Raw genomic sequence first — 12,009 nt, 5'->3', positions numbered from 1 at the left:
TCTGTGTGTACGCTGGGGATCTCTATCTATCCAGATAGACTTCAGCGATTCAACGGTGCAACAAAACGACTGTCTGCAGCGCTGTAGATCCAGGGTTCATCCACATCCGTGACTTTGAAGCGGATAGCCTGCGAACTGCTCACCGGTTTGTCCGCCAGCAATGCCACCGACACCGGTACATCGACGATTTCCCCGGGCGCCAGGCTGACCTGGGTCTTGCCCTGCAACTGGAAGCCGTCGGCGTCCACCAGTTCCAGACGGTAGTCCTGGCGTTGCTGGGTCTTGTTGATGACCTTGAGGCTGTAGATGTTTTCGATCAAGCCCTGGCTGTTTTCGCGGAACATACCACGGTCCTTGGTCACGTCCAGCGATACCATCGGCCGTTCGACCAAGGCCACCACCAAGGCTGCGATCATCACCAACAGCACGGCACTGTAGCCGATCAGGCGGGGTCGCAGCAGGTGAGTCTTGCCGCCTTGCAGTTGGTGTTCGCTGGTATAGCTCACCAAGCCACGGGCATAGCCCATTTTGTCCATGATCGAGTCACACGCGTCGATGCATGCCGCGCAGCCGATGCATTCCATTTGCAGGCCGTCACGAATATCGATGCCGGTGGGGCATACCTGCACGCACAATTGGCAGTCGATGCAATCGCCGAGGCCGACCTCTGCCGGCTGCGCTTCGCGTTTACGCGGGCCACGGCGTTCGCCGCGGGCGGCGTCGTAGGAAATGGTCAGGGTGTCTTTATCAAACATCACGCTCTGGAACCGCGCATAAGGGCACATGTGCATGCACACCGCTTCGCGCAGCCAGCCGGCATTGATGTAAGTGGCGCCGGTAAAAAACAGCACCCAGAACAGGCTCACGCCGCCCATCTGCCAGGTCAGCAATTCGGTAGTGAGCGGACGGATGGGCGTGAAGTAGCCAACAAACGTCAGCCCCGTCAGCACGCTGATACCCAGCCACAACGTATGTTTGGCCGAGCGCCGCGCCAGTTTATTCAGGCTCCACGGTGCGGCTTGCAGCTTGATGCGTTGGTTGCGCTCGCCCTCGGTGACCTTTTCACACCACATGAACAGCCAGGTGAACGAGCTTTGCGGGCAGGTGTAGCCGCACCATACGCGGCCGGCAAACACCGTGATCGCAAACAGGCCGAAGGCGCAGATGATCAGCAGCGCCGACAGCAGGATGAAATCCTGAGGCCAGAAAGTAGCACCGAAGATGTGAAACTTACTCTCGGCCAGGTCCCACAGCACGGCTTGGCGGCCACTCCAGTTCAGCCATACGGTGCCGAAAAAGGCCAGGAACAGCAGGCCGGCACCGCCGACGCGTAAGGTGCGGAACACGCCGGTGAAGCTGCGGGTATGGATCAGGTTGTCGCTGGATTTGGCCTTCACCTTCTTTAGGTGGTTGGGCTCAAAGGTTTCCACGGTTGGGATTCGTTCGCTCATGGTCGTTCGCTCATCAGCCTCCATCAGGCCGGGGAACTATGGGCGACAGGCTGTATACATAACAGGCTCAGGTATAGTGATAAAAAGCGGATCAGATGGGTCTGGTTTAACCGTCTTTGGCAATCTGCTGTACCCCAGGCTCACTGGGGTACAGAGGGGATTTGATCTGTATTGATACAGATCAATTAAATCACCGAACCCGGTTTTTCGGCCTTTACGTGATTACGACCATCCTTGGCGCCCTCTACTGTGAGGGCGTCGGCCTCGGCTTCGGTGATGTAGATCTGCTGGCCGGCCAATTCAACATAAGACATGGATTTTTCATTGTCGGTAAGGATGTTTACCCGAGTAGCCGGCAGGCTTTGTTCCTTGCCGGTCTTGTCGAGCGTGAAGTAGCACAAATGATTTTCGATGCGTACAGACATGGCGATCTCCTGTTCATGGGCTATGTCCGGTTAGGCGACGGCAACGCTGGCGGGTTCCAGGCAACTGACTGGCGGTCTGTGATGTCTACCTTTCATTCACAATAAGAAGGGACACATCCATGGACGCCTGGTGGCATCAAGTGTGGCAAACCCTGCAGGCTGAATTTGCCGACATCGGCGACGCTCGGCAGTTGACGCAAATCACCGTGCGCCTGCTCATCGCCGCGCTTTTGGGCGGCATCCTGGGGTTTGAACGGGAACAAAAGGGCAAGGCGGCCGGGGTGCGCACCCATATGCTGGTGGCCTTGGGCGCCGCATTGTTTGTGCTGGTACCGCAAGTGTCCGGCAGCCAGGCAGACGCCATGAGCCGTGTCGTGCAGGGGGTGATTGCAGGGATCGGCTTCCTCGGTGCAGGCACCATCCTCAAGGGCAAGGAGGACGAAGAGGGTCAGCATGTGAAGGGCCTGACCACGGCGGCCGGGTTGTGGATGACCGCCGCCATTGGCGTGGCGGCGGGGATGGGGCGTGAATCGACTGCGGTACTCAGTACGCTGCTGGCGCTGGTGGTATTCAGTGTGATGCCACGGGTCGTCAAGCTGCTGGAGAAGGATGAGTGACGCGGGTCAGGTGGTGAGGTTGCTGTACCTCACCTCACCGAAGACCTTCACTACAAAAGGCGGCTCTCCCGGCTTGCCGGAAATCATCACCACGCTCGCATTATTGGCCGGGCAGTAGTGGATCTGCATTTCACCACTGGCTCCTGAAAAATTTTCTACCAATTTCAACGGTTTGTTGCCGAGTTGGTGTCGAATTGCCGATACATCGAGTTTGTCTTTGTTGTGGTCAAAATCCATCACCTCCTTAGGTGTATCAAAGTTTGATTCGTGGATAGTGTGGAAGGTGAAGGTCTGGCTATTGTCAGTCCTGGGGTTGTTGCGGGTGCTCCGGTGGCTTTGGTTGTTGTTGTTGTTGTTGTTGTTGTTGTTGTCAGGTTTGAGGCTGTCTGCCGCTGGCGGTGAATTGTCCGGTTGCGGGGCCGGCTCGCCGAGGTCCACTTCCTTGCCGATATCGAAGAGGGCCGAGGCGAGGGGCGTACTTTGCCGCACCCGCTGTTTGGTATAAGAGTCCTCAACGCGTAGCTCATGCTCGACTTGCTTATATTGGCTGAAGCCTTCCTCGGGATCAGAAATGGAGATGCGGCTGCGGATCTCTTGAGAGCTCAAACCCGATGCCTCGGTCTGCGAGGAGCGGTCATGAATCTTCTGCAGGCTTGACTGACCTAAACGCTCCTTCACTTCGGTAATCGCCTTACGCGCCTCATCTGCATCCGGGCCTTGCAGCAAGGACAGGACATTTTCCTTGCTCAACAGGCTCCGGATTGCGGCCAACTGCCCTGCGGACTCCTGGGAGTTCGGATCGCGCAGCATCTTGGTCATGTTCTCCGGGCTGGTGAGCGCACGAAGTTGGGCGAGTCGGGGGGCGTCGGTACCGGGCGCCTGCGGTTCTACGTTCGTAGTGGGTGGAGGGCTGGGTGGCGTTGAGATTTGCCCAGCCTTGGGAGCATCGGCATTGGGCACCTGCGGTTTTACGTTGGTCGAGGGGGCAGGGTTGGGCGGGGTAGAAGCTTGCGGCCCTGTGGGGAGGTCCGAGGGGTGCCTGTCAGGCTCTTTCCTGCGCATGATTCCGCTGGGCCCGGCCCTTAGTAAATCGTCAAGTTTCTGTCGATGATCGTTGGCGGACGGTTGTTGTACGCCGTGAATATTCGACGTCGGTGGCAACATTGAGATGCTCATAAAAATTACTCGCTTAACGGACGGGATAGTCTGCGGCCAGCAACGGGGCGGGTCAGCGCACGAGTACTGAATCTATCTTGAACGTCGAAGCGGGCATCTCGGTGCTGTCTGTGATTAGGGTGGGAAAAATCAGCAGCGCTTGCCCACGATGTTTTGTTCGCAAGCAAGCGGGCCTGTGAATCAGGCGATAACGGGCGGCATCGTTGCGGGGGGCTCCTGCACGGGCGGTGGCTCGTTTTCAGGCGGCTCTTGTTCAGGAACAGGTCGGGGTTCTGTGGGCGGCAGCGGGGGCTCGTCGATATTCGGATCTTCGGGTTCAGGGGGTATCGGGATATTCATCGGTATGGCCTCGTTTGTGCTTTGCTCTATCGGTGGACCATGGCCTGCGGGAATTGATTCCCGCCCAGTGGCGGTATATCCACCTGAACTTTTGAATGGCACCCAGGCTCGGACCTTATACGGCCCTGCTCAGGGAGAGCGTCGCCGTTTCTGAATTCGGATCAAGCAAAGGGCGTCCACGGGGGCGTAAGGGGAAGATGCTCGATGACTGCTGAAACACTGGCTCCAGAAGATTCCGTACTGCCGCTGTCCCAGGCGCTTTTGTTACCCAGGATCGCTATCGAAAGCACCATGCCAGTGATCGACAATGGCGAGTTCGCCGTCAAGGCGGTGGTTGGCCAGCGGATCAATGTCACCAGCAAAGTGTTCGCCGATGGCCACGACAAACTGGCGGTACTCATCCGCTGGCGAGCGCGGGAGGATGAAAGCTGGCACAGCGTGGTCATGAACGATGTCGGCAACAATGGCTGGGAGGGGGCATTCAGCGTCGCCCAGCAGGGCCCGCACGAATACTGCATCGAAGCCTGGATCGATACCTTCGCCAGCTTTTGCTACGAACTGCGCAAGAAACATGAGGCCGGGGTGCCGGTCAGCCTCGAACTGCAGGAAGGCCGCAGCCTGGTGCTGCAGGCCGCCGAACGCAGTGACAACGAACTGCGCGACCGCTTGATGCTGTTGCACCACGAACTGTCGGGCCTGCTGGAAACCGAGCAGGTGGCGCTGTTTCTGCATGAAAACAGTGCACACTTGATGACCCAGGCCGATCACCGCGCCTACCTGAGCATCAGCCCGGTGTACCCGATTGATGTGGAGCGCGAAGCGGCGCAGTTTGCCAGTTGGTACGAGCTGTTTCCCCGCTCGATCACCGAAGATCCGGCGCGCCACGGCACCTTCAACGATGTGCACTCGCGCTTGTCGATGATCCATGACATGGGCTTTGACGTGCTGTACTTCCCGCCGATCCATCCCATCGGCCGCAGCCATCGCAAGGGCAAGAACAATTCCCTGACGGCCGGCCCCGATGATCCCGGCAGCCCCTATGCCATCGGCAGTGAGGAGGGCGGTCACGAGGCGATCCACCCGCAACTGGGTAGTCGCGACGATTTTCGCCGGTTGGTCAAGGCTGCCGCCGACCACGGCCTGGAAATCGCCCTGGACTTCGCCATCCAGTGTTCCCAGGACCATCCGTGGCTCAAGCAGCACCCGGGCTGGTTCAACTGGCGCCCGGACGGCACGATCAAGTACGCGGAAAACCCGCCAAAGAAATACCAGGACATCGTTAACGTCGACTTCTATGCGGCGGATGCGATCCCCGGCTTGTGGACCGGGCTGCGCGACATTGTGGTGGGCTGGGTGGAAGAGGGCGTCAAGACCTTTCGGGTCGACAACCCCCACACCAAGCCGCTGCCGTTCTGGCAGTGGCTGATCAGCGACGTCAGGGCCAAATATCCTGAGGTGATCTTCCTGGCGGAGGCTTTCACCACCCCGGCCATGATGGCGCGCCTGGGCAAGGTCGGTTACTCCCAGAGCTACACCTACTTCACCTGGCGCAACACCAAGGCCGAGTTGAGCGAATACCTGACGCAGCTGAACCAATCGCCGTGGCGCGAATGCTACCGGCCGAATTTCTTCGTCAATACACCGGACATCAACCCAGGCTTTTTGCACCAGTCCGGGCGCCCCGGCTTCTTGATCCGTGCCGCCCTGGCGACCATGGGCTCGGGCCTGTGGGGTATGTATTCGGGCTTTGAGCTGTGTGAAGCCGCGCCAGTGCCGGGCAAAGAGGAATACCTGGATTCGGAGAAGTACGAAATCCGCCCCCGGGACTTCACCGCGCCCGGCAATATCATTGCCGAGATCGCCCAGCTCAACCGTATCCGTCGGCAGAACCCGGCGTTGCAGACCCATCTGGGGCTCAAGCTCTACAACGCCTGGAACGACAACATCCTGTATTTCGGCAAGCGCAGCGAAGATGGCAGCAACTTTATCCTGGTGGCGGTCAACCTCGACCCCTTCAATGCCCAGGAAGCTCATTTCGAGTTGCCGCTGTGGGAGATGGGCCTGCCGGACGACGCCCAGACCCAGGGTGAAGACTTGATGAACGGCCATCGCTGGACCTGGTACGGCAAGACCCAATGGACACGGCTTGAACCGCAGATGCCATTTGGGATCTGGCGTATCACCGCTGGCTGAATCTGATCGTTCCCACGCTCTGCGTGGGAATGCAGCCCCGGACGCTCCGCGTCCCAACGCGTGACGCAGAGCGTCACATGAGGCATTCCCACGCAGAGCATGGGAACGATCTTCGAAGTATTTCAGGAGTTTCCAATGGCGAAGAAACCCAAGGCAGCCACCTTTATCAAAGACCCGCTCTGGTACAAGGACGCGGTGATCTATCAGGTCCACGTCAAATCCTATTTCGACTCCAACAACGACGGTATCGGTGACTTTCCCGGGCTTATTGCCAAGCTCGACTACATTGCCGACCTCGGTGTGAACACCATCTGGCTGTTGCCGTTTTACCCTTCGCCACGCCGTGATGACGGCTACGATATTGCCGAGTACCGGGGCGTGCACAGCGACTACGGGACCATGGCCGACGCCAAGCGCTTCATTGCCGAAGCCCACAAGCGCGGGCTGCGGGTGATCACCGAGCTGGTGATCAATCACACCTCCGACCAGCACCCCTGGTTCCAGCGTGCGCGCAAGGCCAAGCCGGGCTCGGCGGCACGGGATTTCTACGTGTGGTCGGACGATGACCAGAAGTACGACGGCACGCGCATTATTTTCCTCGACACCGAAAAGTCCAACTGGACCTGGGACCCGGTGGCGGGCCAGTACTTCTGGCATCGCTTCTATTCGCACCAGCCCGACCTCAACTTCGATAACCCGCAAGTGATGAAAGCGGTGCTGTCGGTGATGCGCTATTGGCTCGACCTGGGCATCGACGGCCTGCGCCTGGATGCCATCCCCTACCTGATCGAACGCGACGGCACCAATAACGAAAATCTTGCGGAGACCCACGATGTCCTCAAGCAGATCCGTGCCGAAATCGACGCCCATTACCCTGACCGCATGCTGCTGGCCGAGGCCAACCAATGGCCGGAAGACACCCAGCTGTACTTTGGCGACCGCAAGGGCGATGACGGCGATGAATGCCACATGGCCTTCCACTTTCCGCTGATGCCGCGCATGTACATGGCGTTGGCCCAGGAAGATCGCTTCCCCATCACTGATATTTTGCGTCAGACCCCGGAGATTCCCGCCAACTGTCAATGGGCGATCTTCTTGCGCAACCACGATGAGCTGACCCTTGAAATGGTCACCGACAAGGAGCGCGACTACCTGTGGAACTACTACGCCGCCGACCGCCGCGCGCGTATCAACCTGGGCATCCGCCGGCGCCTGGCGCCGCTGATGGAGCGCGATCGCCGCCGTGTGGAGCTGCTCAATAGCCTGTTGCTGTCGATGCCGGGCACGCCGACCTTGTATTACGGCGATGAAATTGGCATGGGTGACAACATCTACCTGGGCGACCGCGACGGCGTGCGTACACCGATGCAATGGTCCATCGACCGCAACGGCGGTTTTTCCCGCGCCGACCCGGCCAGCCTGGTGTTGCCGCCGATCATGGATGCGCAATACGGTTATCAGTCGGTCAACGTCGAAACCCAGGCCCAGGACCCGCACTCGCTGCTCAACTGGACCCGACGCATGCTCGCCGTGCGCAAGCAGTCCAAGGCGTTTGGCCGAGGCAGCCTGAAAATGCTTTCGCCAACCAATCGCCGCATCCTCGCCTATACCCGTGAGTACACCGGCGAAGATGGCCACAGCGAGATCATCCTGTGCGTGGCCAACGTGTCGCGCAGCGCCCAGGCGGCGGAGTTGGACCTGTCTGCCTTTGCCGGCATGGTGCCGGTGGAAATGCTTGGCGGTAATGCGTTCCCACCCATCGGCCAGCTGAATTTCCTGCTGACCCTGGCGCCCTATGGCTTCTATTGGTTTGTACTGGCGGCGGAGAACCAGATGCCAAGCTGGCATGTGGAACCGGCGCAAAGCATGCCTGACTTCACCACCCTGGTACTGAAAAAACGCATGGAAGAATTGCTGGAAGAACCTTGCCGCGCCAGTCTTGAGCAAACCTCATTGCCGGCCTGGCTGCCCAAGCGTCGCTGGTTTGCCGGCAAGGACATGGCCATCGACCGTGTGCACATCGCTTATGGCGTACGCTTTGGTGACCCGCAGCACCCGGTGCTGCTCAGTGAAATCGAGGTAACCAGTGGTGGCCAGGTCAGCCGTTATCAATTGCCGTTGGGCTTTCTGGGCGAAGACCAGTTCACCAGTGCCTTGCCCCAGCAATTGGCCCTGGCTCGCGTGCGGCGTACCCGCCAGGTGGGGTTGGTGACTGATGCGTTCAGCCTTGAGCAGTTTATCCGTGAGGTGATCCAGGCCATGCAGGCCGGTACCGTGCTCAGCTCCGTTGAGGGCGATCTGCGTTTCGAGTCGACCCAACACCTGGCCGGGCTGCAACTGGGCAATGAATCGCCGGTGCGCTACTTGTCCGCCGAGCAGTCCAACAGCTCGGTGGTCGTGGGCGAGAGCCTGGTGCTCAAGTTGATCCGCAAAGTCAGCGCCGGGGTGCACCCGGAACTGGAAATGAGCGCCTACCTGACCACTGCGGGCTACCCGAATATCTCGCCATTGCTGGGTTCGATGAGCCGCCGTGATGGGCAAGGGCAGGACAACCTGCTGATGATTGCCCAGGGCTACCTGAGTAACCAGGGCGATGCCTGGAGCTGGACCCAGAACAACCTGGAACGGGCGATCCGTGATGAGCTGGCTGAGGCAATCTCTGAACAGGAACAACACTACAATGCCCTCGGCGAGTTGGCAGATTTTGCCGAGGTGCTCGGCCGGCGCCTGGGAGAAATGCACCTGGTGCTGGGCGCGCCGACCACCGACAAGGCCTTCAAGCCCGAAGTCACTACCGCCAAGGATACCCAGGCCTGGGCCAAGGATGTCGGCGCCCAGATCGACCGCGCCCTGCAACTGCTCAAACTTCATCAAAGCCAGTTGAACCCCGCTGATCAGGCGTTGGTCAGTGAATTACTGGCGCAGAAAAAAGCCATCGCCGGGCATGTCCAGGCGCTGGCAAAGGCCACGCTGGGCGGGTTGCGCATCCGGGTGCATGGAGACTTGCACCTGGGGCAGGTGCTGGTGGTCAAGGGCGATGCCTACCTGATCGACTTTGAAGGCGAGCCGGCGCGACCACTGCATGAACGGCGTGGCAAACACAGCCCCTATAAAGATGTGAGTGGTGTGTTGCGCTCCTTCGATTACGCAGCGGCCATGGCCCTGAATGTGCAAGGAGTGGATCACTCGCCGGAAGCGGACATCGCGCGTAAACGCGTGACTGATCGCTACCTGAATGAAGCCCGCCGGGCATTTACCCAGGCTTACCAGGCGGCGACGGCTACACTGGCGCATGATTGGCAGGATGCCAAGGGCCAGGACGCAGCGCTGACGTTGTTCAGCCTGGAGAAGGCTGCGTACGAAGTGGCCTACGAAGCGGAGAACCGCCCGACCTGGTTGCCGGTGCCCCTGCAAGGGCTGCACGGTTTGCTCAGCGGGCTAACACCTAAATCGAAACCTGTACGCGGTGGGGAGACCTCATGAGTTTTACACATAAAGAACCGCTGCAGCCCAAGCTGACGGCATTGCCGGCGTCCAAGGACGTCGAAGCGCTGGTGCGCGCCGAGCACCCTGATCCATTCTCGATCTTGGGGCCACATGACGACGAGCAGGGCGGGCAGTTTATCCGCGTCTTTGTGCCGGAGGCGTTGAGCGTCCAAGTGCTCAGCCGCGATGGCAGCGAGACCCTTGGCAGCCTGGAGGCGAACCAGGTGCCGGGTTTGTTTGTCGGGCAGTTCAGCACGCGTCAGCCTTACCTGTTGAAAATCCAATGGGCGGGCGGCGAGCAGATCACCGAAGACCCCTACAGCTTCAGCCAATTGTTGCTGGGGGAAATGGACCTCTACCTGTTTGCCGAAGGCAATCATCGCGACCTGGGCAATTGTCTCGGCGCCCAGGTGATCAGCGTCGACGGCGTCGCGGGCGTGCGCTTTGCGGTATGGGCACCGAATGCACGGCGGGTCTCGGTGGTGGGCGACTTCAATATCTGGGACGGTCGCCGTCATCCGATGCGCCTGCGCCATCCGTCTGGCGTCTGGGAGATTTTTATCCCTCGCCTGCAACCGGGTGCCGCCTACAAATATGAAATCCTCGGTGCCCATGGGATTCTGCCGCTCAAGGCCGACCCGATGGCCCTGGCCACCCAATTGCCGCCCGATACCGCCTCTAAAGTCGCCGCGCCCTTGCAGGTGGACTGGCAGGACCATGACTGGATGCAGGCCCGTGGCGACAAGCAGAAATCCACTGCGCCGTTGTCGATCTATGAGCTGCATGTGGGCTCCTGGCAGTGCGAACTGGACGAGACCGGCGAAGTCGCCCGCCAGTACGGCTGGCGTGAACTGGCCGAGCGCCTGATTCCCTATGTGCAGCAATTGGGCTTCACTCATATCGAGCTGATGCCGATCATGGAGCATCCCTTTGGCGGCTCCTGGGGCTATCAAGCCCTGTCGCAGTTCGCGCCCAGTGCGCGCTTTGGCTCGCCGGAAGACTTCGCCTGGTTCGTCAATGCCTGCCATCAGGCAGATATCGGCGTGATCCTTGACTGGGTGCCGGCGCATTTTCCCACCGACACACACGGCCTGGCGCAATTCGACGGCACGGCGCTGTACGAGTATGCCAACCCGCTGGAAGGCTTCCACCAGGATTGGGACACGTTGATCTACAACCTGGGCCGCACCGAGGTCCACGGCTTCATGTTGGCGTCGGCGTTGCACTGGCTCAAGCATTTCCATGTCGATGGCCTGCGGGTGGATGCGGTCGCGTCGATGCTGTACCGCGACTACTCGCGCAAGGCTGGAGAGTGGGTGCCCAATCGCCATGGCGGCCGGGAAAACCTGGAAGCCATCGACTTCCTGCGGCACTTGAACGACGTGGTCGCCCTGGAAGCCCCGGGGGCCTTGGTGATTGCCGAGGAGTCCACCGCCTGGCCCGGGGTCAGCCAGCCGACCCAGCAGGGTGGCCTGGGGTTCAACTACAAGTGGAACATGGGGTGGATGCACGACTCGCTGCATTACATCCAGCAAGACCCGGTGTACCGCGCCCATCATCACAACGAACTGAGTTTTGGCCTGGTCTACGCCTGGTCCGAGCGTTTTATCCTGCCGATCTCCCATGACGAAGTGGTGCACGGCAAACACTCGCTGATCGACAAGATGCCTGGCGACCGCTGGCAGAAGTTCGCCAACCTGCGCGCCTACCTGAGTTTCATGTGGATGCACCCGGGCAAGAAGCTCTTGTTCATGGGCTGTGAGTTTGGCCAATGGCGCGAGTGGAACCATGATCAGCAACTGGATTGGTATTTGTTGCAATACCCCGAGCACCGCGGCGTGCAGAAACTGGTGGGTGACTTGAACCGCCTGTATCGCGAGGAGCCGGCGCTGCACGAACAGGATGATGCACCCCAGGGCTTCCAATGGCTGATCGGCGATGACGCGATCAACAGCGTCTACGCCTGGCTGCGCTGGAGCAAGGACGGTAAGCCGGTGCTGGTGGTCGCCAACTTCACCCCGGTACCGCGTGAAGGCTATGCGGTGGGTGTGCCCTTCGGTGGGCGCTGGAGCGAGGTGATCAACAGTGATGCGGATACCTACGCCGGGTCAAACTTTGGCAACGGTGGCGAGGTGCTTGCCCAGGAAGAGCCACGTCATGGGCAGCCGGCGTCGTTGTCGTTGAACCTGCCGCCTTTGGGCGTACTGATTCTGCGCCCGCAAGGACTTTAAGGGCTCTTACCTTGCTGGACGCAGTTGTCCAGGCTACTGGCAGGGTGCCACAATGGCGCCTTTGTCGTAGCAGTCCAAACAGGCGGTTTGC

General features: G+C 59.9%; 7 protein-coding genes. 4 read left to right on the top strand and 3 right to left on the bottom strand.

Annotated features, from left to right (window positions below; translation table 11 throughout):
* Positions 1–41 precede the first annotated feature (41 nt).
* Entirely contained in the window at positions 42–1,451 is a 1,410-nt protein-coding gene (gene ccoG, locus TU73_RS03875; protein ID WP_057011067.1) for a cytochrome c oxidase accessory protein CcoG, read from the bottom strand.
* 185 nt (positions 1,452–1,636) lie between these two features.
* On the bottom strand, positions 1,637–1,876 hold the full coding sequence (locus TU73_RS03870) for a DUF3203 family protein (protein WP_057011066.1): 240 nt from the start codon (positions 1,874–1,876) through the stop codon (positions 1,637–1,639).
* A gap of 119 nt (positions 1,877–1,995) precedes the next feature.
* On the opposite strand from TU73_RS03870, the gene TU73_RS03865 reads away from it, so the two are divergent.
* Positions 1,996–2,493 carry an MgtC/SapB family protein gene (locus TU73_RS03865; RefSeq protein ID WP_057011065.1) on the top strand — a complete coding sequence of 166 codons (498 nt, stop codon included), beginning with the start codon at positions 1,996–1,998 and terminating at the stop codon, positions 2,491–2,493.
* Between the two features lie 6 nt (positions 2,494–2,499).
* On the opposite strand, the gene TU73_RS03860 is transcribed toward TU73_RS03865, so the two are convergent.
* Positions 2,500–3,312 carry a M10 family metallopeptidase C-terminal domain-containing protein gene (locus tag TU73_RS03860; protein WP_057011064.1) on the bottom strand — a complete coding sequence of 271 codons (813 nt, stop codon included), beginning with the start codon at positions 3,310–3,312 and terminating at the stop codon, positions 2,500–2,502.
* A gap of 900 nt (positions 3,313–4,212) precedes the next feature.
* Here TU73_RS03860 and TU73_RS03855 point away from each other — a divergent pair.
* From TU73_RS03855 to glgB, 3 genes are all read left to right on the top strand, one after another.
* A complete protein-coding gene (locus TU73_RS03855; protein ID WP_057011063.1) occupies positions 4,213–6,201 on the top strand; it encodes an alpha-1,4-glucan--maltose-1-phosphate maltosyltransferase in 1,989 nt (662 codons plus the stop codon).
* A 135-nt stretch (positions 6,202–6,336) separates the two neighbouring features.
* On the top strand, positions 6,337–9,684 hold the full coding sequence (treS, locus tag TU73_RS03850; RefSeq protein WP_057011062.1) for a maltose alpha-D-glucosyltransferase: 3,348 nt from the start codon (positions 6,337–6,339) through the stop codon (positions 9,682–9,684).
* Positions 9,681–11,918 (top strand): 1,4-alpha-glucan branching protein GlgB, encoded by a 2,238-nt coding sequence (glgB, locus tag TU73_RS03845; RefSeq protein ID WP_057011061.1) that lies wholly within the window; start codon positions 9,681–9,683, stop codon positions 11,916–11,918. Before treS ends, glgB begins: the two co-directional genes overlap by 4 nt.
* Positions 11,919–12,009 lie beyond the last annotated feature (91 nt).

Source organism: Pseudomonas libanensis (assembly GCF_001439685.1).
GTDB classification, from domain to species: domain Bacteria; phylum Pseudomonadota; class Gammaproteobacteria; order Pseudomonadales; family Pseudomonadaceae; genus Aquipseudomonas; species Aquipseudomonas libanensis.
The sequence above is the reverse complement of the archived record's forward strand: the minus strand, read 5'-3'. Positions and strand labels throughout refer to the sequence as shown.